This is a genomic window from Ramlibacter albus, assembly GCF_014297445.1.
Classification (GTDB): domain Bacteria; phylum Pseudomonadota; class Gammaproteobacteria; order Burkholderiales; family Burkholderiaceae_C; genus Ramlibacter; species Ramlibacter albus.
The window spans coordinates 19,760-40,495 of record NZ_JACORU010000011.1 but is presented as its reverse complement, the minus strand read 5'-3'; the positions used below and the strand labels follow the sequence as shown (position 1 = coordinate 40,495).

Here is a 20,736-nt window from a genome sequence, read left to right as displayed (position 1 = left end):
GGTGAGAGTTCGCTGGCGAGCATGTTCATCGACAGTGATACCAAGATAAACGACATTAGCTTTGCATGCTTGCCACGGATCTAAACTAGCGTGCATGGAAAACGCGCTGTCAGCGCCACCCAGCATGCCCGCAGACCCGGCTTGGCCGGACGAGGCTGCGCTGGCCGCATTCCGCGCCTGGCTTCAAGGGGTTCCCAGCCGCGCCGCCGTGGATCGCTATCTGCCCGATCGCCGGGCTGCCGGCGCATCGGCGCGCTCGGTGATCGGGCGGGTGAAACGCCAGCTGGCGGCCTTCGCGACGAGCCGTGCGCAGGCGAACCTGGCCGCCACGTTGACGGCGGTCAGCCCATCCGATCGGAAACTCGCCAAGTCTGCCGCTGCCGCCATCGAGACGTTGCGCGGGATGCCGCCTCCGCAGCCGCTCATCGGCGACGCCGTCGAGCGCTGGCTACCCGTGCGGCTCGTGGGCGTGCTGCACGCGGCGGGCATCCGCACGCTGGCCGACTTGACCTTGCGCGTTCCCAGGCGCCGGCGCTGGTGGGCAGGCATCGCGGGGCTCGGGCCGGCAAGCGCCCGCCAGGTCGAGGCGTTCTTTGCCCAGCATCCCGCGCTCACTGAACGCGCTCGCGCGTTGGTGACCTTGAAACAGGCCCAGGAACTGGTCCCCTGGGAGCGGCTGGTCGTGCCCGAAGACGTCGATGGCACACGGGGCACCTTCCGAGCGCCCCGGGCCAGCTGTGCGCTCGACGCCAGCAACGATTACCAGGCCGTGAACGCGTGGCTGTCGCTGCACGAGTCGGCGGCGACGCAGCGTTCCTACCGCAAGGAGGCCGAACGGCTGATCCTGTGGGCAATCGTCGAGCGCGGGCGGGCCTTGTCGTCGCTGACCACCGAGGATGCCATTGCCTACCGCGCCTTCCTCCGTCGCCCAGGCCCGCGAGCGCGCTGGGTCGGCGCCCCGCAGCCGAGGTCGTCGCCGGCGTGGCGTCCCTTCGCGGGCGACCTCTCGGCGCGCTCGGCTGCCTACGCGCTGTCGGTGCTCAACGCCCTGTACCGCTGGCTCATCGAGCAGCGCTACGTGCTGGCCAACCCATTCGCCGGCGTCAAGGTGCGAGGCGGCCGGCCGGCGCAGCTCGACACGTCTCACGCCTTCACCGAGCACGAGTGGAAGCTCGTCCGGGTCGTCGCCGACGGCCTGGAGTGGTCCTACGGCTGGAGCGAGCCGGCCGCGCAGCGGCTGCGCTTCATGCTGGACTTCGCCTACGCCACGGGCCTTCGAATCAGCGAACTCGTGGGCGCACAACTGGGCGCGATCGACTCGGACCCGCACGGCGACACGTGGATCCGGGTCGTCGGCAAGGGCCACAAGGCCGGCAAGGTCGTGCTGCCGCCGCTGGCCCGCGCCGCCCTCGATCGCTACCTCGTTCAACGGGGGCTGCCCGTGATGCCCTCGAAGTGGCGTCCATCGACCCCGCTGGTTGGCAGCCTTGGAGAAGATGGCAGCGGAATCTCCTCGTGGCGCCTGTGGCGGGTGATGAAGCGGTTCTTCAGCACTGCAGCCGACGTCGTGGAGGAAGGCACCCCGGCCCTCGCCGAGAAGTTGCGGCAGGCCACGCCGCACTGGACGAGGCACACGCATGCCACGCACCTCCTCCAAGGTGGCGCCGAGCTGACAACGGTGCGCGACAACCTGCGACACGCCTCGCTGGCCACGACCTCGATGTACCTGCACACCGACGATGCGCGGCGCGCCAAGCAGGTGGTCGATCGGTTCGCGGCGCCGCGGTCGTAGCCTACAGTCGGCCTGCCTCCTCGCAGATCACCACCCATGCAGACCATCATCTGCGACGCCTGCCATCAGCCCACGCCCGCCCACGACGTCGTGAATTACGGTTCGATGGAAGGCGGCTACAGGAAGCTCTGCGGCCGATGCTTCAATGGGGCCGCGGCCAGCCGCCTCGGGCTGCAGGGGTTTGAGCACGTGGTCTTCGAACCTGTGCGCATGGTCGACGGTCGCGGCGCCGAGCACGAGTTCCGGTTTCGCAGCTGGCTGTGCGGCACCGGATTGGCGATCGACGCGTTCGAGTTGCGCGATGGCAGCCCGGCGGGCTATCGGTTTCAGGTGATCGGGGAGCCTGACGACGACCCACTGGAGTTGCTGGGCAAGCTAATCGGCAAGATGCGCCGAGCATTGGCTCTCACGCATCTGGAGGACACAGACCTCGGACTGCAGGTGAACGATGGCTTGGTGCTGCTGGGGACCGTCGACAGCGATCCCGAGGAGGATCATGGTGTGCCGATGGTCGTAGTCGATGGCAGTGAGCTCTCCTGGGACGAACTTGGACGGATGGTTGCGACCTTCGAGGGCTGGCAGTTCAAGCTGGAGTTTCGCGACCGGAGCGACGAGGTCTGACCGGGCTGATCGCGTGAGACCGCGTGGTCCGGCCTCGCAGGGGTGCCCGAGACGAAGCGCACCAATCTGCACGAAGAACCCGCAGCCCTCGCAAGAGCCTGAATCGTAAGTGCTTGTCGTGCAACGGGTTCTCGGAGCAAAGCGCACCAACCTGCACGAAAAGTACGACTACCCCAACGTACCGCGGGCGCTCGCCAACTTCGATACCCGCGGCTTCATCAAAGTTGTGGCTGAAGCGCAGTCCGGGCGCCTGCTCGGAGTACAAGCTGTCGCGCCTGAAGCGGGCGAGTTCATCCAGACCGCGGCACTGGCTCTGCGCGCCGGCATGACAGTTCAGGACCTGGCGGACCAGCTGTTCCCCTACCTCACCATGGTGGAGGGCTTGAAGCTGGCCGCCCAGACCTTCACGAAGGACGTCTCCCAGCTGTCGTGCTGCGCCGGCTAGAGAAAGGAGCTCGATGTGATGGAGGAAGAAAGGCTGGCCAACGATCTCGCCCAGCACCTGTCGGCGCCCAATGGCGCCGAAGGCTTCGCGCCCATCCTCATTGCGCTGCTGCGCGAGTTGTCCAAGGGACAGCCTGTGAGCGCCGGCGCGCTTGCCGAACGCGCCGGCCTGGCCGCTGGCAGCGAAGCGGAAATCCTGTTGAAGCAAGCCAACGGCGTCGAATGGGACGACGAGGGCAACGTCGTCGGGTACGCATTGACGCTCCGCGAAACCCCGCACCAGTTTGAGGTCGAAGGCCGCAAGCTGTATGCCTGGTGCGCATTGGACACGTTGTTTTTACCGGCACTGCTCGAAAAACCCGCCAGGGTTCGCTCAAGCTGCCCGGTCACGGGAGCCGCGATCTCTCTGGAAGTCTCGCCGGACAAGTTGGGCGTTGCGATGCCCTCGACAGCAGTGATATCGATCGTGGTGTCGGCGCCCAATGCGTCCATCCAGACTACGTTCTGCTGCAATGTCCACTTCTTTGCTTCGCTTGAGGCCGGTGCTCAATGGGCTCGTGGCCTGCAGAATGCGTGGATCATGCCCGTGGAGCGTGGTTTTCAACTGGGAAGGGCGGTGGCCCGAGCCATTCGCGTCATCGCTGACTCGTCCCGCTCCAGTCCAGCCACTTGAGCCGGCACGCTGCATGTTGCGGCGTCAAGCAAGACCTACCTGCCCGGCCGCCGGGCGGTGCCTTCGGCACCTCTCAGCCGCAGTGCATTGGCGATGACCGAGGCCGAACTGAGACTCATGGCCAAGGCCGCGAACATCGGCGATAACAGCATCCCGGTGAACGGGTACAGCACTCCCGCTGCCAATGGCACGCCCAGCGCGTTGTAGACGAAGGCGAGCCCGAGGTTCTGCTTCATGTTGGCAACGGTCGCGTCGGAGAGCTGCCTCGCGACGGAGATTCCGCGAAGATCGCCCTTGACGAGCGTCACCTGCGCGCTGTTCATGGCCACGTCGGTTCCGGTTCCCATGGCGATGCCCACATCGGCCTTCGCCAGCGCGGGGGCGTCGTTGATCCCGTCGCCGGCCATGCCCACGACCTTGCCTTGCGCCTGCAGGCGCTCGACCAGCGCGAGCTTGTCCGCGGGCTTGACCTCGCCATGGACCTCATCGATGCCCAGTGTCTTGGCCACCGCTTGAGCAGTGGTCAATCCGTCTCCCGTTGCCATGATCACCTTGATGCCGGCCGCATGCAGCGACTGAAGGGCCTCCGGCGTGTTCGCCTTGACGGGGTCCGACACCGCCAGCAGCCCGGCGAACCGACCGCCCAGCGCCAGGTACATGACGCTTGCGCCTTGGCCCCGCAGGTCTTCCGCCTCACGTTTCAGGCTGGAGCTGTCCACCCCCATCTGCTCCATCAAAGCGGTGTTGCCCAACGCCAGGGATTGCCCATCGACCGTCCCTGTTACGCCGATGCCCGAGCCGGACTCGAACGCATCGACCTTCGCGAGCGCGAGGCCTTGCTTGTTGGCGGCTTGCACGATGGCCGTTGCCAGCGGGTGTTCGCTGCCCTGATCCAGGCTGGCCGCCAGGCGCAACACCTCATCCGGGGTACGCCCGGGGACGGCAATGGCCCTCTGGAAGACGGGGCGCCCCTCCGTCAGGGTGCCGGTCTTGTCGACGATCAGGGTATCGATCTTGCGGAAGTTCTCGATCGCGGCCGCATCCCGGAACAGCACCCCCTGAGTGGCTCCCCGCCCGGTGGCCACCATGATCGACATCGGCGTGGCCAGTCCCAGCGCGCAGGGACAGGCGATGATCAATACCGCGACGGCGTTGATCAGGCCGTAGACCCAGCTGGGCTGCGGGCCGATGAAGCCCCAGACCAGCAGCGTGACCAGGGCGATCGCGATCACGCCCATGACGAAGTAGCCCGCCACCTGGTCCGCCATTCGCTGCATCGGCGCGCGCGAGCGCTGTGCCTGCGCGACCAGCTGGACGATCTGGGACAACACGGTGGCGGAGCCGACCTTCTCCGCGCGCAGGGTCAAGGCACCGGACGTATTGAGCGTGGCGCCGATCAACTTGTCGCCAGCCCGCTTTGAAACCGGCATCGGTTCCCCAGTCAGCATGGATTCGTCAACGGAGCTGCTGCCTTCGACAACGACGCCGTCCACCGGAACTTTTTCACCGGGCCGAACGCGCAGCAAATCCCCGATGTGGACGTTGGCCAGGGGTACGTCTTCTTCCGAACCGTCGGCCCTGATACGACGTGCCGTTTTCGGCGCCAGGCCCAACAGCGACTTGATCGCTGCCGACGTCTGCGACCGCGCCTTGAGCTCGAGCATTTGACCCAGAAGCGTCAACGAAATGATCACGGCGGCCGCTTCGAAATAGACGGCTACCCGGCCCATGGAGGCAAACTCAGGCGGGAATGCGCCCGGCGCCACCGTTGCAACGACGCTGTACACGAAAGCCGCGCCCGTCCCGAGCCCGATCAGCGTCCACATGTTCGGGCTGCGGTTGACGACCGACTGCGCGCCCCTTTTGAAGAACGGCCAGCCGGCCCACAAGACGATGGGCAGGGAGAGCGCGAGTTCGATCGAGCTTTGGGCCGACACGCTGAACCTGCCGACCTGGTGCCCGAACATCGCGAGCAAGGTCACGATGATCGTGAGCGGCAGCGTCCACCAGAACCGCCGGCTGAAGTTCTTCAGCTCGAGGTTTTCGTCGTCCTCCAGTGTCGGCAGGAGAGGCTCCAATGACATGCCGCAGATCGGGCAGTCCCCTGGGCGGTCTTGTCGGATCTGAGGATGCATTGGGCAGGTGTAGACCGTTCCCGCAACCGCTGGCACTGCATCGGCCGTTCCCGCAACCGCTGGCACTGCATCGGCGGGGGACGGTACCGGGCCATGTGCCGTGAGGTACTTGCTCGGGTCCGCGGCGAATTTGGACTTGCAGCCGGCGCTGCAAAAGTAGAGCGGGGCCCCGTCATGCTCCATGTGGTGTGGTGAGGTTGTCTTGACGGCCATCCCGCACACGGGGTCCTTGAGGTCAGCAGCACCGGGGATCGGCTCGTGATGCTGATGTCTCTGATGCGAGGTGTGATCGTGGACAGACCTGTTCATCCTTGTTCCTTGGTGTTGGGCAAGCCATGGCCCGGACCCGGCAGGAGCCGGACTATCATGGACTATGGAGCTTTTCACGACCGCTCGCAGCACTCACGGATCGAGGTTCGGGAGTGCCAAAACCGGCTCCGCTATTTCTTCATCTTGTCCATCGAGTGGCCCTGTTTCGCCAGGAACTTGTCGAGCTGCGCGATTTCCTTTTTCTGGTCGGAGATGATCTTGCGGGCCATTTTCTTCATCTCCGCATCCTTCCCGTCCTTGAGCTCGGCCTCGGACATCTGGATCGCGCCTTGGTGATGGATGCGCATCATCATCGCGAAATCGACGTCAGGTTTGCCGGTCATCGACATCCCAGCCATCTTGTCGTTGTTCTCCTTCATCATCGCCTTCGTGTCCATGCCGCCTGAGGGCGGCTGGGCGGTGCTGGCAGTGGTGCTGTGTCCGCTCGGGTGAGCGGGCTTGCTCGTCTGAGCCTGAACGGCCGTTTGCAGTAGGCCGGCGGTCAGTGCGATCACAGCTGCGGCCGTAGCCATGATGTGTCTGCGTTGTTGAGTCATTTCAGTGTTCCTTGGTGTTTGTTGGTTGTTTCCGAATTCAGGCCATCGCCGCCATCTTGCGGCATTCCTGGGCGCACTGATGGCACGCCTTCGCGCATTGCTGGCAATGCTCCATGTCGTGCTTGGCGCACTCGGCGCCGCACGACTGGCAGATGTCGGCGCACAGGCCGCAAATGGCCTTCGCATGTTCGCTGCCACGGGCCATCGCCGCGGCGGCCAGTTGGCAGATCGCAGCGCAATCCATGTCGAGCGCGATACAGGGCGCCATCATCTTTACGTCCTGCTCCTGCAGGCAGGATGCGGCGCAATGGTTGCACGCGACGGCGCAGGCGTGGCAGGCTTCGATGCACGAGAGGTACTTTTGGTGGGGCATAGGTTTCTCCAAAACAAGATTGAACCGCCGAGCGAGGTTGCACGACACAACGCCGCGACTCCTTCAGCACCGCCTGGCGCTGATTGCTGCCCCAACTCCCTTCGAAGCGCCCGCACGGGCGTCCGTCACTCACTCGTAGGCAAGTCCCCGCGGCGTTGTCACCGTCTTCGAGACTTGCGTGTGCGAAGTCCGCGCTGCCTGGGCGTTCCCAAGCCGCGGCGCTTGTCGCGCCAGATCAGAAACCCTGTCAACGCGGCCAAGAAAAGCGCCATCAAACCGCCGCCCACCAAAATGATGCTCAACGTCTCCTGCGAGGCGTTGGCGATCTTGAACATCTCATGGGCCATCGGCCGCGCCGCCCTTACTTGACCGGCTGAAGGTCTGTCACGGTGTACTTGCCACCTTCCCCGGTAGCAGTGAAGCGAACCTTGTCGCCTGCCTGGACCTTGTCCAGAAGCTTTTCGTCGCTGACACCGAACACCATGGTCATGGGCGGCATGTCGAGGTTCTTGATCGCGCCGTGCTTCAGCGTGATCTTCTTGCTGTCCTTGTCGACCTTGCGCACTTCGGCCTCGGTCATTTCGCCCGCCGCCGGTTTGGCGGTCGCGGCGGAGCCAGTTGCATTGGCTTGCGCCTGAACCGTCAACGGCAAGACAGCGGCAGCGCCGACGGCCGCGGACAGTAGTGCATGTTTGATGGCTTTCATGATTTACTCCCTTCGTAGCGTTGATAGACCGTGGCACCGCCGTCCTTGGTCAGCAGCATCACGTTGTAGGGATCCTTGCGGTTCCCGTAGGGCCCTCCATCCATGCCCGGTGATCCGATCGGCATGCCTGGCACGGCCAGTCCCAGCGCGGCCGGCCTCTCTTTGAGAATTCGCCGGATTTCTTTCACCGGAACGTGACCCTCGATGGCATAGCCGCCAACGAGCGCGGTGTGGCATGACCCATACTTGCGGTCCACGCCCAGTCGCTCGCGAATGCGGTCGTTGCCGGTGTCGTTGGCCTTCACCTTGAAGCCGCCGGCCTCAAGGTGCGCCACCCAGTCCTTGCAGCAGCCGCAGTTCGGGTCTTTCCAGACCTCTGCGAAGACCGACTTCGCCGAGGCCGGGGCATGAACCGCGAGCAACATGCTGCCCGCGGCCGCAGCAACAACCGCGCGACGGCAGACGGCGAACTCTGTGCTTGTGGCCGGTTCCATACCCGTCAGCCTTTCCCTGTCGCAACGACTTTGATCTTTCCGACCATGCCGGCCTGATAGTGGCCGGCGATCAGGCAGGCGAAGTCGAAATCGCCCGGACGATTGAAGTTCCAGATCATCTGACCGGTCTTTCCCTGCGCCACATGCGTCATGTATGGCTCTTCGTGCTCCATATTCGGAAACTTGATCATCAGAGCCGCATGCTCGTCCAGCACCTTCTTCGTGCCGATGACCATCTCGTGCATCATCTTGCCGTTGTTCTTGATGACGAATTTGATGGTCTCGCCCTGCTTGACCTCGATCTTGTCCGGCGTGAACCTCATGTTGTCGGTCATCGTGACCTCAATCGTGCGCTTCACGGCCTTCGCGTCGCCCGCGATGCCCCAGTCCTTCTGTTCTTTCTTGACGGGCCCGGCTTTCTTCTTGTGATCTTCGCCTTCGTGAGCGAAGACGACCAATGGCATGCCAATCAACGCAGCGGCGAGAAAAGCTTTCCTACGTTTCATCTCGAATGTCCTTTCAATGACACGGTTGGCGGATTCGCCGGGTTAGTGGCCGGAGTGGCCGGATGAGGGTTTACGAATCTGGACTTCCACATCTTTTTTTGGCTTTCCTCGGGCAGGCATGGAGCCAGTGCCTTCGGACTGGAAGCGCGCAGGATTGGGGAGTTCGCCCTTGAACTCGTAGGCCACGGTGCCGGGCGGGTGCTTGAACCATCCGGTGTTCTTGTAGTCGCCAGGCTTCTGGTCGGCCCTGACCTTGACGACGGTGAACATGCCGCCCATTTCGACAGAGCCGAACGGACCCTGTCCGCCCATCATGGGTTCGGTGTTGTCCGGAAGCGGCATCGTCATCTCGGCCATGTCGGCCATGCCGCGTTCGCCCATCACCATGTAGTCCGGCACCAGATTGACGATGTCCTTGACCACCTTGCGGTGGTCCACCCCGATCATGGTCGGGACGTCATGGCCCATCGCATTCATCGTGTGGTGGCTCTTGTGGCAATGGAAGGCCCAGTCGCCTTCCTCGTCGGCCAGGAACTCGATCTGGCGCATCTGGCCCACGGCCACGTCCGCCGTCACCTCGTACCAGCGCGTGCTCTTAGGCGTCGGCCCGCCGTCGGTTCCGGTGATCAGGAACTCATGCCCATGCAGATGGATGGGATGGTTGGTCATCGTCAGGTTGCCGATGCGGATGCGCACCTTGTCGTTCTTGCGCACGTTCATCGAGTCGATGCCCGGGAAGATGCGGCTGTTGAACGTCCACAGGTTGAAGTCCAGCATCGTCATGATCTTGGGCGTGTACGCGCCTGGCTCCACGTCGTAGGCGTTGAGCAGGAAAACGAAGTCGCGATCCACCTCGTCGATCAGCGGATGTCTGGCCTTGGGATGGGTCACCCAGAACCCCATCATCCCCATCGCCATCTGCGTCATCTCGTCCGCGTGAGGGTGGTACATGAAGGTGCCTGGGCGTCGTGCCACGAACTCGTAGACATAGGTCTTGCCCGGCTCGATCGCCTTCTGGTTCAACCCCCCCACGCCGTCCATGCCATTTGGCAGGCGTTGGCCGTGCCAGTGGATGCTGGTGTGCTCGGGCAGCTTGTTGGTGACGAACACCCGCACGCGATCGCCCTCCACGACTTCGATGGTCGGCCCGGGCGATTGGCCGTTGTACCCCCACAGGTGCGCCTTGAACCCCGGCGACATCTCGCGCACGACCGGCTCTGCGACCAGGTGGAACTCCTTGACGCCGCTGTTCATGCGCCAGGGCAGCGTCCAGCCATTGAGCGTGACGACGGGGTTGTAGTGCCGCCCGGTGTTGGGCACCAGCGGCGGCATGGTGTCGGGCTTGGTCTGCATCGCCGGTTCGGGCAATGCCGCCATGGCGACCTTGCTGACCGAGGCGGCGGCGATGGCGCCCGTGATCGCACCGGCGCCGGATAAGAAGTTGCGTCTGCTGGTCATGTGATTTCTTGTGTGTTGGGCGGCGAGCCATCAGTGGCCCGGCCCTGCGGAGCCGCTTGTGGTGCTGGTGGAAACCGGCGTTGCGCCCATGGCGAGCGGCTTGCCGATGATCGAAGAGGCGAGGCCCGCGTCGGCCAGCCAGAACTGCTGCTGTGCGTTGATGGCCTGCATGACGCTGGCAATCTGGTCCCGGCTGTCGGCCAGCAACTCGAACACCCCGATCAGCATGCCGTTGTAGCGAAGCACGTTCTCCTCGGCCATCACCTTGCGCAGCGGCACGATCTCGTCGCGGTAGTGCCTGGCCAGGTCGTAGGCCGTACGGTATGCCGAGTAGCTCTCCCGCAGTTGCGACGACGCTGAGCGCACAACGGCCTCGTACCGGTTGGCTGCGGCCAGCGACTGCGCGTTCATGCTGGCGCGCTGGGCGCCGCCCCAGTCGAAGATCGGAAGCCGGATCTCCAGCTCATAGCCCCTGCGATGGCTCTTCTGACCAGAGGCGGTGTCGAAAACCGTATCCCGGCGGACCCCGGCCTCGACGTCCAGCAAGCTGTTCAAGAGCGCGAGGCCCTGCGATTTCCCGGCCACGTCAAGTTGCAGGCGGGCCAGTTGAATGTCGATCCGTTGCTGGAGCGCCGACGCGCTGACGTCCGTGCCCGCCTTCGGCTCCTTCGGCAGATCCGGCAGGCGATCCGGCAGCTTGAGCTGCATCGCCTGCGCGTCCGTCAACCCGAGCAGGCGCACCAGTTCCTCGCGCGCGGCTGTGACCGCATGCTGCGCCGAAGCCAGCTGCGCCGCCGAATCGGCATAGAAGGCCTGCTGCCGTACCCGCTGCAACTTGGTGAAGTTGCCCACCTGCTGCATGCGCCTGGCCAGCTCCGCGCTGGCTTGGGCCGACCGGTTGACCTGGTCGGCGTACTGCAGCAACTGTTGGGCGGCGACGGCGCGAACCCAGGACTGGCGGACCTGGCTCACTTGCTCGACCACGGTGCCGCTCATCTGAATCTTGGCTTGGGCAACCTGGTTGCGGGAAATCACCTGGCGCTGGGGCAGCGTGAGGAGGTCCAGAAGGCCGATGGACAGCAGGCGCCCCAGTTCCAGTTCGTCGCCGGCACGGATGCGCTCGAACGTGAAGACGGGATTGCCGATACGCCCAGCCTGGTTGGCGGCGGCCATGTCGGCCCAGCTCTGCGCCACCAGCGCCTGCATGGACGGGCTGTTCGCAAGGGCGAGCTGCACGGCGTCGTCCATGGTCAAGGGCTTGGCCAATAGCTGTTCGCTGAGCTGGCTGCGCGACTGGCGCTGCTGCTCGGTTCGGCTGAGTTCCAGCTTGCCCTGGGTGAAGCCTTGAGTCGACTGGTTGGTTTCCTGCAGGGCTTGATCGATGTTGACGCTCGCGCATCCGGCGAGGAGGAGCACGGCCGCGCCCACAGCAGCGAGACGGAAGGTTCTTTGCATTTCGTTCGCTCTCTAGGGTTTGGCCTGGCTTGCGGCGGGCTTGGCCGCACTCGCCGCGGGCGCGGCGTGGCCGGCATGCCATTGTTGTCCCTGCCCTTCGGTCGCTTCTTTTGCGTAGGCTCGCCAGCCGCCGATCTTGCCAACCGTGTCGTTGGCTTCTTTCCAGGGCACCATCTTGTTCTCGCTGTAGGGCTGGTAGCCCTCCAGGGCGGAGCGGTACTCGCCCGGCGTGGCCGGTGTTCGTGCAACGAGGGCGGACGCGGCGGCGCGCGCCGGTGGAACCGCTGGAGTCTGGGCTGACGCTGCCAGCGTCAACAGACCCGATGAGACCGCCAGCCATAGGGCCAGCATGGGTTGAAACATGGGAACCTCGCGTTGTTCATGGGGATGTACCGCCATCGCCGGAACGGCATGGCGGACGAACGAAAGCACCCGCGGCGCCAGTCAAGCTGGCGCTCTTGGATGCAATCAGGCGCGAGGTGGTTTGTCGGGGACCTGGGAAGGTCGAGGGTGAATCAGCACGAAGGGTTCAGCCAACGCTGCCTGGGGTAGTGCCGTGAACTCCAGAAACTCGGGGAATTCAGCGACGGCGACGAGGTTGCAGCACGATGCACAGACGGCGCACTTGTGCGATGCGGCAGGTAGCTTCTTGCTGGTGTTGTCGCCGACCTTCTTGGCCTCGTCCTTGGCCTCGTTCTTCGCTTCGTCGGCGTGCTTGGAGTGATCGTGCGCGGCATCACCATTGCTGGCATGCGACAGCTGATCCTGTTGGGAGGCGGCCGCCTGCACCGGAGCATGGTGCGGCCCAGGCCCGCAAAACAGCATCGACGCAGCCGCCAATCCCTGCAAGGGGATAGCGGCCACGATGAGCCAAGCGAGGAAGAGCCGAAAACGCGACATGAACTGACGATTCTACTGAGACTTGTCGCGCTTGTGGTGAGGCGACACGTTTCAAGCACATTGGTCGGCGGGCTTCTTGGCCGCGAGCGACTGGCGCGCTTCCACCCAACCAAGTTCAACACGTTCGTTACAGAGCTCAGCTCGACGCCGGACGCTGGCCATAGGAGGCACCGCGAGGTTTTGCGCGCATATCAAACCGCTACAAACTGCACCGAATCCGCGATCACCCCAAGTTGGGCGAAGGCAAGCAAGTCGACGTTGAATTCACCCATGATGGCAAGGACTACGTCGTCACGAAAGTGAAGTGACCGGCCAGGCTCTCCGACGTCGCTGAAGCGGGAGTTCACGCGCAAAGTCATCGCGCATGCTTTGCAACTTCAGCCGCCACCGCCTCGCCGAGAGCCTGATGGCTAGGCGTGATGAGCTGCCGGCCGTTCACGAAGAAGGTCGGCGTGCGCTCGATCTGCAGCGCGTTCACGTCAGCGGTATCTTGTTGCAGGATTCGCTGCACGGCACCGAGCACCTCTTGCTGCTTGCGCGCGCTGACGTCCACCCCCACACCCTGCACGATGCGCGCGGCCAACGCGAGGTCGGGTGCGCCATGCGCCGCCCACTCCGGCTGTCGATCCAGCAGCGCCTCCAGCGCGCTCTCGTACTTGCCTTGCATGCGCGCCATCTCCAGCAGCGCTGCGGCAACGTCCGATCCCTTGTGAAAGAGCGCATACCGGAGGACCAGCTTGACCTTGCCAGGATGGGTAGCAAGAATCTTCTTCACATGCGGGTAGTACGCACGGCAGGCTTCGCAGGACGGATCGAAAACCTCCACCACGGTCACCGGCGCTTCTGCGGCCCCGAGTACAGGTGAGTGCGGCCTGATCAGAATTTCGGCTGGCGCCGCGGTCGCGGCCAGAAGAGTAGCCGGGCCGGATGGACCAGGTTCTCCACCGGAAAGCTGCGCCGGCTCAAGAAACGCGGTTGCGACTGCGGCAGCCACAACCAGCACAAGCAGGACTGTTGCGACACGCCGCTTCATACTACGGCACCTCGGCGCGCGCGATCGGGTGCATCACTTCACCTCGAAGCGTGCCGTCACGGCCGATTTGCCCGCCAGCGCCACGCTGATGATGGCCTTGGCGCCCTTGGCGCGCCACCGGCGCATCGCACCGGCGCACGTTGGTGAGCACCTCCGCGCCCTTCGCGGGCTGTGCTGTCGGATCGACGGGCACGATCTGGTGCCGATGCCGTCCCATGTGCTGCAGGCCGAGCACGGCGAATTGACCCGCCGCGGCCTGATCCGTGGTCATCTTGTGGCGACAGTCGAAGTAGCTCCTGTCGCCGAGGTCGGACGCGAGCCCGACCTTCTCGACCTTCGCTTCGCGCCATCCGTCTTCCCATGCGTACTTCCCGTCGTAGACGGATGACGCGCAACCGCTTACCGCGAGGGCGAGCAGCAGCGACGCAAGCCTGAGCTGGGCCATCACTTCACCTCGAAGCGCGCGGTCGCGGCCGGCTTGCCCGCCAGCGTCACGCTGACGATTCCCTTGGTGCCTTTGGCGACCTTGAAGCTGCCCTTGGCCTCGAGCTTGTCGACCGTGGGCGCGAGCTCGACCTCGCTCTTCTCGGAGCCGTTGAGCAGGGTCACCTTGCCCTTCGCGCCGTCGAGCTTCACCGGCTTGCCGTGGTCCCCGACATAGACCTGAATCAGCTCGGGCTTGGCGACGATCTCGAAATCGAGCGCCTTGGTCTCCACCCAGATGCCACCGTGCTTCGGGGTGTGATCGTCCTTCTTCTGGGCAAAGGCCGAGGTTCCGGTGAAGGCGATGCAGGCGCTGATGATGATGGTGGCGAACTTCATTGCATGGTTCCTTTCATGAACGTGGATAGAAACTAGAAGACTTCGCTGCCTGAGTCCTCCACCAGGTCTTCGATCGGCTTGCGGCCGAACAGCTTGACCATGGCAGGGGTCAGGAACGAGTCCAGGAGGGTGGAAGTGATGAGGCCAAAGAAGATGACCACGGCCACCGGGTGCAGGATCTCGGTGCCCGGCTGATCGGCTTCGAACAGGAGTGGGGCCAGTGCCAGTGCCGCGACCAGCGCGGTCATGAGCACGGGTGTCAGCCGCTCCAGCGAGCCTCGCACCAGCATCTGGTCGTCGAAGTTTTCGTTCTCGAAGGCGCACAGGTTGATGTAGTGCGACACCTTCATGATCCCGTTGCGGATCGCGATGCCGGCCAACGTGATGAATCCCACGAGCGCCGCCACCGACAGCGGTTGCCCGGAGAGCCACAGGCCGAACACGGCGCCGACCAGCGCCAGCGGGATGTTCACCATGATGATGATCACGAGCACCGACGACCGGTAGCGCGACCAAAGGATCAGGAAGATCAGGCCAACCGATGCGATCGATAGCAGGCCTATCAGGCGGCTGGCATCTTCCTGCGCCTGGAACTGCCCGCCGATGGTGATGAAGTAGCCCTGGGGCAGTTTGGTCTCCGCGCTCAACTTGCGGATATCGGCCACGACGTCGCTGAGCGCGCGGCCCTGCGCATTGGCAGAGATCACAATGCGGCGGCGGCCGTCGTCCCGGCTGATCTGGTTGGGCCCGTCCGACTCTTCTACGGTCGCGAGCTGAGACAACGGCACCCGTCCGCCTGGCGTGTCGATGAAGATGTTGCGCAGGCCCTCGATGCCACGCGCAGACTCCGGCAGGCGCAGCACCAGGTTGAAGCGGCGGCTGCCCTCGACGATCTGGGTCACCTTCTCGCCGTCGATCATCATCTGCAGCTCGCGCAGCAGCTTGGCCGGCGGCAGGCCGTAGCCGAGTGCCCGGTCATAGTCGACGTGGACCTTGATCTGGGGCGTCAGGACCTGCTTCTCCACTTCGAGGTCCACGACACCCTCGATCGAAGACATGCGCTGGCGCAGCGCCTCGGCCTGGCCGCGCAGTGTGTCGAGGTCGTCGCCGTAGATCTTGACCGCGATCTGCGTGCGCACGCCCGAGAGCATGTGGTCGATACGGTGGCTGATCGGCTGGCCGATGCCAATGGCGGCCGGCAGTGCCGACACCTTGCTGCGCAGATCAGAGTAGATCTCCTCCACGCTGCGGTCGCTGCGCTTCAACTTCACGTCGATTTCGGAGACGTGGACGCCCTCGGCGTGCTCGTCGAGTTCGGCTCGGCCGGAACGGCGGCCGACGTGCTCGACCTCGGGAACAGTCTGCAGGTTTATCTCAGCGACGGCGCCGACACGCGTAGTCTCCGCGAGTGTCGTGCCTGGGTTCAGCCGCAAGCCGACCAAGGCAACGCCTTCGTTGAAGGGCGGCAGGAACGTGGTCGGAAACAGCGGCACGGAAAGCGCCGCCAACGCAACGGCCACGGCGCCGCCTACCAGCCAGGGTTTGGGTCGCTCCAGCACACGGCGCAGGCCACTCTCGTAGCGCGCCTTCACCCAGGCCTGCACCCGCGTGTCGCCATGATCCAGGCCTTTGATCTTGGGCAAGAGGTAGTAGGCCATCACCGGAGTCACAGTGACCGACACCAGCATGGACGCGAGTAGCGACACGATGTAGGCCACGGCCAGTGGCTGCATCAACCGCCCTTCAATGCCAGGCAGGAAGAACAGCGGCAGCAGCACCAGCACGATGATGACGGTCGCGTAGAGGATCGCGGACCGGACCTCCAGCGTGGCTCGCGCGATCAGTTCCAAAGGCCCCATGCGGCCGGTCGGATGTGCCGTGCGATCGAGCTTAAGCCGTCGCAGGACGTTTTCCACGCCGACGACTGCGTCATCGACCAGGCCACCGATGGCAATGGTGAGGCCGCCCAGCGTCATCGTGTTGATCGAAAAACCGTAGTAACGGAACACCAGCACGGTGATCATCACGGACAGCGGAATGGCCGTGAGCGCGATCAGCGTCGTGCGCACATTCATGAGGAACAAGTACAGCACGGCAGCAACCACCATCGCCGCGGCGAGGAACTTGCCCTGCAACGTGTTGACCGAGGCTTCGATGAAGCTGGCCTGTCGCATGGTGACGATGGGCGCGCCCATCCCGGCCGGCAGGCTCTTCTTGAATCCGTCCAGCGCTTCCTCCACCCGCTGCGTGAGCTTCACCGTGTCGGCATCGGGCTGCTTCTGGATTCCGAGCAACACCGCTGGTTTGCCGTTGTAGCCGGCATCGCCCCGCTTGATCGCTGGCGCGAAGACGACCGTGGCCACCTGGTTCAGGCTGATGGGTTGACTGTTGCGGAAGGCGACTGGCAGTCGTTGCAGGTCCTCGATGCGTGTCGTGCGGCCGATATTGCGAATCAGGTACTCACGCGAATTGAGTTCCAGAAACCCGCCGCTGGTGTTGGACGAGAAGCCCTTCAGCGCAGCCTCGATGTTCTCCACCGTGACGCCGAGGGCTGCCATGCGTGCCGTGTTGGGCTGCACCTGGTACTGGCGCACCTCGCCCCCGATGGGGATCACCTGGGCCACTCCCGGGATCGTGAGCAGTCGTGGCCGGATCACGAAGTCGGCGTACTCACGCACCGCCATCGGACTGGTTTTCGCGGCATCGATGGGAAGCGCCACCGACATGATCTCGCCCATGATCGAGCTCACCGGCCCCATGGCCACGTGCTCGATGCCGGGTGGAAGCTGTTCGCGCGCGACGGACAGGCGTTCGCCAACCATTTGGCGAGCGCGATAGATGTCGGTCTTCCAGTCGAAGGTGACGTAAACGAAGGCGAGGCCGACGCTGGAGACCGAGCGGATGCTCTCCACCCCGGGAATGCCGCCCATGGCGGTTTCCAGCGGGGCGGTGATCAGTTGTTCAACCTCCTCGGGGGCCATGCCGCCGGCTTCGGCCTGGACCGTCACCGTGGGCTTGTTCAGGTCTGGGAACACGTCCACCGGCATCTGCGTGAGCGTGAACGCGCCGTAGAACATCAGGATCATCGCGGCGACCACCACGATGAGGCGGTTGCGCAGCGAGGAATGAACCAGTTTCTCGAACATCGTCAGCGCACCTGGTTCACGAGCGATGCACCCTGCGTCACCACGCGGTCACCGGCCTTCAGGCCGTCGACCACCGATACCAGTGCGCCATCGAGAGGAACGACGCGCACCGGCCGCGGCTGGAAGATCTCGGCACCTGTGTGAACCCAGACAATGTCCTGATTGCTCGGGTTCTTGACTACCGAGCCGGCGGGGACCGGCACGCCCTGTATCGGCGTGCGGGTCTGCACAACGACCTTGACGGGTTGGTTCACAGCCAGAGGCACTGCGACGTTGCCTGCGGTGCGGAATGTGAGCGGGATCGCGCCTTCGCGCTGTGAACGTCCGGCGCCAACGAACCGCAGGGGAACGTTCACGCCAGCGGCCGGCGAGGCACTGGCCGAGGCGATGCCGCTCAGGAGCGCAACGTCGAAGGCCAGCGCTTCGACCACGAGGCGACTCGGATCGACGATCTCGAAGAGCACTTCGCGCGCATCGACGACTTGGCCAGCCATCACGTTGGCCGCCGAGATGACGCCGGTGATGGGTGCCACCAACTGCTCAGTGGCCGTCACGGAGCCGCGCACGGCGCCCAAGCGCTGCTGCAGGCTGCCAACATCGGCCTGAGCGGCCTCGATGTCCTTTTGCGGGACGGTCCCCTCGAGCTGCGCCAAGCGGGCTGCCCGGCGGCGTGCCAGCTCTAGCTGCGCGGCGAGTTCGGCGCTTTGCGCCTGCTGGTTGGCGCGCTCGATCGCGCCGGCCGATGAACGCACGATGGCGAGCACTTGGCCTTTGCGCACGGCCTGTCCCAAGGAAGGCAGGCCAGCGTCCACCGCCTCTACCCGACCAGCCTGTGTGGGCTGGACGCGGCCACCGGCGTTGGCATCCATCAGGACGCGGCCTGTGAGTTCAACCGTCTGCGGCACCGCTTTGGCCTCGGCCACGATCGTGCGCACCGCCAGTTGCCGCTGCGAGGTCTTGGGCAGGAAGACACTGCCGTCGGGATTGCGCTTCGGCGAATTGCTGGTGGCCGCCGGCGCGGAGTCGCCGTGGTCGTGACCTGGGCCTGCCCACGCGGGCATCACCAAGGCACAGAGCAAAGCCAGGGAAAGAGTCTGCTTCATCATCTGGTTCAACCGTTCAGGCGCGCACTGCGCGTGGTCTTGTACTTGCGCGTGAGGAACACAGCCAGGGCCAGGGTGAGCGCCGCGGCCAGCGCGTACCCCAGCCACTTCAGCCAGGAGCGGGTTCCCTCGCCTGCGCGGTCGTGCGGATCCTTCAAGTCGAGCTCGCCTGCGAGCAGGTCGGTGTCGGAGCCCGCGCTGACGGTGAACGAGAACGGCAACTCGCCCGGCTTCGCGAGTGCATCGAACTTGATCAGGTAAGTGCCGTCGGCCTGCGGCGCGGCCACGCCCTTGTTGGTGCCGGCCTCGTACTCGACCTTGGCACCCAGCACGGGCTCGTTGGTGGCGTAGCGGTCTAGGTAGACGGTCATCTGGCCCTTGTCGACGACACCAACCAGTTCGAACAGATCCGAGTGGGCTTCGACGCGCGGACTGGCCGCGCCGGCAGCGGCCGGCTTGTCGTGGTCGTGCCCGTCGTCGGCGAACACTGGAGCGACCGCGATTGAAGCGACAAGCGCCATCAGCCGAACGCCTTGAAGAAGTGAGTTCAGAAACGATGGGTCCGTCATGGAAGAAGTCCGTAGGCTTGATTGAGTTTGGAGATGGCGCGGCGTGTCTCCACTTGCGCGCGTGCATGGGCCAATTCGGCCTCGAATCGCTCGGTCTCTGCGCGCAAACGCGTCGGCAGGTCGCTCTCGCCGAGGCGGTAAGACTTCGCGATAAGAGCCTGGACCTCGGCAGCCATGCGCGCGCGCTGCGCCGCGGCCACCTCTGCACGCCTCGCCGCCTCGAGTTCGCCGGTCGCGGAAAGCCGCTCTGCGTCGGCGGTGCGTTGCACGGCCTCGGCATCCGCTTCGGCTGCATCCAAATCGGCGCGCGCGCCTGCCAGCTTGGGCGCGTTGCGGCCTTCGCTGCCCAGGGGTATGCGAAGCGACAGTTTCATCGAACGCTCGTTGGCCGAGCCAAAGGCCGGACGCTCACGCGTGACACCAACCCCCACCTCAAGCGGGTCGCGCTTGTCGGCGGCGGTCAGCTGCAACTTGGCCCGGGCAGCATGCACGGCGGCCTGTGCCGCTGCGACAGCGGCGTTTTCTCCGGCTTGACCCGGTGATTCGTCCAGCGTCGCAATACGATCCAAGCCGGTCAGCGCGCGCCATAGGCCCTGCAGGCGAGCGAGCGCAGCGTCGGCGTGCGACTGTGTCGCTGCGGCCTGCTGCAACAAGCCTTCAGCCTGCAGCTGGTCGACACGAGCCGACTCGCCGGCCTTCACACGCCGCGCCACGTCGGCCGCGAGGACCTTCGCTTCTTCGGCCTTGCGCAGGGCAACTTGGCGTTCGATCTGCGCAAGCGCGGCCTGGGCGGCCAAGTCCCGGACCTCCGCCGCGACCTTCGCCTTGGCGAGCAACTGCTGACGCTCGAACGCGACGCGATCGGCCTCGACCTGCGCCGCGTTGGCACTGCGCACGCCCGGCCACCACAACGGCGCCGACAGTTCGGCCTCCGTCTCGCGCAACCCACCGTTGCTGCCGATGCGGTCCGTCCGATGCGAGATGCCCACGCTGGGAGGGCCGGCCAGCAAGGAAGACGCAGCGCGCCCGCGCGCTTCCAGCTCGGCTTGTCGATTTTGTGCAGAGCGCGCCTGTGGCGTCAGCGCCCAGGCCGATTCGGTCGAATCACGAAGGGTTGGCGCCGGCTGCGCATGAACGCCAGCCGCGATGAAACACGCCACAAAGGCCCAAGGCCTTGGGAAATACAAACGCATCCAGTTCTCCGAAAGTCACGAAAGACGTTTCGGCGGAACCAGCGATCAGGGTGAGGGGAACAAGGTCGCGGGCCCGCCGTTCAGGCGGGAACCCAATTTGGCCGGTCGTGGCGAGCGGCCAGCACCTGGAGCATGAACGCTCCATCCGAGGCATTCAGGAGGCTCCGGGCATCGGTGCCAAGCTCAATGACCGACGTCGGCATCATGGTGGCCGAGCCGTGACAGGTGTGCGCCATGTCGCAGCAGCCATGGCTATTGGCCTCGGCCTGCTGATCGATCGCGACATCCGAGCTTGCAGCGACGTCGACCTTGAGCTGAGATTCGACGCGCACGTGCGCCGTGGCGTTTGCGTCATGGGCATAGCCGTGCGCGGCCGCCCAAGCCATTTGCAGGGGCAGCATCAGCACAAGCAACAGGATCCAAATGCGACGCATGGGGCGGAATCCT

Annotated in this window: 23 protein-coding genes; 4 read left to right on the top strand and 19 right to left on the bottom strand. The window is 64.7% G+C overall.

Annotated features, from left to right (window positions below; genetic code table 11):
• The first annotated feature begins 94 nt into the window (after positions 1-94).
• From H8R02_RS23660 to merB, 4 genes are all read left to right on the top strand, one after another.
• Positions 95-1,792 carry a site-specific integrase gene (locus tag H8R02_RS23660; RefSeq protein ID WP_187083977.1) on the top strand — a complete coding sequence of 566 codons (1,698 nt, stop codon included), beginning with the start codon at positions 95-97 and terminating at the stop codon, positions 1,790-1,792.
• Positions 1,793-1,828: 36 nt separating this feature from the next.
• The gene (locus tag H8R02_RS23655) at positions 1,829-2,413 is read left to right on the top strand and encodes a cytochrome c3 family protein (protein WP_187083976.1); all 585 of its coding nucleotides are present in this window, start codon (positions 1,829-1,831) and stop codon (positions 2,411-2,413) included.
• Positions 2,414-2,522: 109 nt separating this feature from the next.
• A complete protein-coding gene (locus H8R02_RS23650; protein WP_435531301.1) occupies positions 2,523-2,858 on the top strand; it encodes an oxidoreductase dimerization domain-containing protein in 336 nt (111 codons plus the stop codon).
• A gap of 18 nt (positions 2,859-2,876) precedes the next feature.
• Positions 2,877-3,530, top strand: coding sequence for an organomercurial lyase MerB (gene merB / locus H8R02_RS23645; RefSeq protein WP_187083975.1), 654 nt, complete (start codon positions 2,877-2,879; stop codon positions 3,528-3,530).
• 35 nt (positions 3,531-3,565) lie between these two features.
• Here the strand turns inward: merB and H8R02_RS23640 are convergent, their stop codons facing one another.
• The 19 genes from H8R02_RS23640 to H8R02_RS23550 form a co-directional block, all read right to left on the bottom strand.
• Positions 3,566-5,974 (bottom strand): heavy metal translocating P-type ATPase, encoded by a 2,409-nt coding sequence (locus tag H8R02_RS23640; RefSeq protein WP_187083974.1) that lies wholly within the window; start codon positions 5,972-5,974, stop codon positions 3,566-3,568.
• Between the two features lie 131 nt (positions 5,975-6,105).
• On the bottom strand, positions 6,106-6,531 hold the full coding sequence (locus tag H8R02_RS23635; RefSeq protein ID WP_187083973.1) for a DUF305 domain-containing protein: 426 nt from the start codon (positions 6,529-6,531) through the stop codon (positions 6,106-6,108).
• Between the two features lie 37 nt (positions 6,532-6,568).
• Entirely contained in the window at positions 6,569-6,904 is a 336-nt protein-coding gene (locus tag H8R02_RS23630) for a four-helix bundle copper-binding protein (RefSeq protein ID WP_187083972.1), read from the bottom strand.
• A gap of 158 nt (positions 6,905-7,062) precedes the next feature.
• Entirely contained in the window at positions 7,063-7,239 is a 177-nt protein-coding gene (locus H8R02_RS23625; RefSeq protein WP_187083971.1) for a hypothetical protein, read from the bottom strand.
• Between the two features lie 26 nt (positions 7,240-7,265).
• Positions 7,266-7,610, bottom strand: coding sequence for a copper-binding protein (locus H8R02_RS23620; protein WP_187083970.1), 345 nt, complete (start codon positions 7,608-7,610; stop codon positions 7,266-7,268).
• On the bottom strand, positions 7,607-8,104 hold the full coding sequence (locus tag H8R02_RS23615) for a DUF411 domain-containing protein (RefSeq protein WP_187083969.1): 498 nt from the start codon (positions 8,102-8,104) through the stop codon (positions 7,607-7,609). Before H8R02_RS23615 ends, H8R02_RS23620 begins: the two co-directional genes overlap by 4 nt.
• A 5-nt stretch (positions 8,105-8,109) precedes the next feature.
• Positions 8,110-8,610, bottom strand: coding sequence for a cupredoxin domain-containing protein (locus tag H8R02_RS23610; protein WP_187083968.1), 501 nt, complete (start codon positions 8,608-8,610; stop codon positions 8,110-8,112).
• Between the two features lie 42 nt (positions 8,611-8,652).
• The gene (locus H8R02_RS23605) at positions 8,653-10,068 is read right to left on the bottom strand and encodes a multicopper oxidase family protein (protein WP_187083967.1); all 1,416 of its coding nucleotides are present in this window, start codon (positions 10,066-10,068) and stop codon (positions 8,653-8,655) included.
• A gap of 30 nt (positions 10,069-10,098) precedes the next feature.
• Positions 10,099-11,523 carry a TolC family protein gene (locus tag H8R02_RS23600; RefSeq protein WP_187083966.1) on the bottom strand — a complete coding sequence of 475 codons (1,425 nt, stop codon included), beginning with the start codon at positions 11,521-11,523 and terminating at the stop codon, positions 10,099-10,101.
• A gap of 12 nt (positions 11,524-11,535) precedes the next feature.
• On the bottom strand, positions 11,536-11,955 hold the full coding sequence (locus H8R02_RS23595; protein WP_354004968.1) for a hypothetical protein: 420 nt from the start codon (positions 11,953-11,955) through the stop codon (positions 11,536-11,538).
• Positions 11,956-11,991: 36 nt separating this feature from the next.
• Positions 11,992-12,423 carry a hypothetical protein gene (locus tag H8R02_RS23590; RefSeq protein ID WP_187083965.1) on the bottom strand — a complete coding sequence of 144 codons (432 nt, stop codon included), beginning with the start codon at positions 12,421-12,423 and terminating at the stop codon, positions 11,992-11,994.
• A 355-nt stretch (positions 12,424-12,778) separates the two neighbouring features.
• A complete protein-coding gene (locus H8R02_RS23585; protein WP_187083964.1) occupies positions 12,779-13,456 on the bottom strand; it encodes a DsbA family protein in 678 nt (225 codons plus the stop codon).
• A 1-nt stretch (position 13,457) separates the two neighbouring features.
• A complete protein-coding gene (locus H8R02_RS23580) occupies positions 13,458-13,901 on the bottom strand; it encodes a hypothetical protein (protein WP_187083963.1) in 444 nt (147 codons plus the stop codon).
• On the bottom strand, positions 13,901-14,278 hold the full coding sequence (locus H8R02_RS23575) for a hypothetical protein (protein ID WP_187083962.1): 378 nt from the start codon (positions 14,276-14,278) through the stop codon (positions 13,901-13,903). Before H8R02_RS23575 ends, H8R02_RS23580 begins: the two co-directional genes overlap by 1 nt.
• Before the next feature lie 32 nt (positions 14,279-14,310).
• Complete coding sequence (locus H8R02_RS23570) at positions 14,311-17,424, bottom strand: efflux RND transporter permease subunit (RefSeq protein ID WP_187083961.1); 3,114 nt, start codon at positions 17,422-17,424, stop codon at positions 14,311-14,313.
• A 2-nt stretch (positions 17,425-17,426) separates the two neighbouring features.
• The gene (locus H8R02_RS23565; protein WP_255429529.1) at positions 17,427-18,530 is read right to left on the bottom strand and encodes an efflux RND transporter periplasmic adaptor subunit; all 1,104 of its coding nucleotides are present in this window, start codon (positions 18,528-18,530) and stop codon (positions 17,427-17,429) included.
• A gap of 5 nt (positions 18,531-18,535) precedes the next feature.
• Positions 18,536-19,048, bottom strand: a complete 513-nt coding sequence (locus tag H8R02_RS23560; RefSeq protein ID WP_187083960.1) for a hypothetical protein — start codon at positions 19,046-19,048, stop codon at positions 18,536-18,538.
• A 44-nt stretch (positions 19,049-19,092) separates the two neighbouring features.
• Positions 19,093-20,289, bottom strand: a complete 1,197-nt coding sequence (locus H8R02_RS23555; protein WP_187083959.1) for a TolC family protein — start codon at positions 20,287-20,289, stop codon at positions 19,093-19,095.
• A gap of 80 nt (positions 20,290-20,369) precedes the next feature.
• Complete coding sequence (locus H8R02_RS23550; protein WP_187083958.1) at positions 20,370-20,723, bottom strand: hypothetical protein; 354 nt, start codon at positions 20,721-20,723, stop codon at positions 20,370-20,372.
• Positions 20,724-20,736 lie beyond the last annotated feature (13 nt).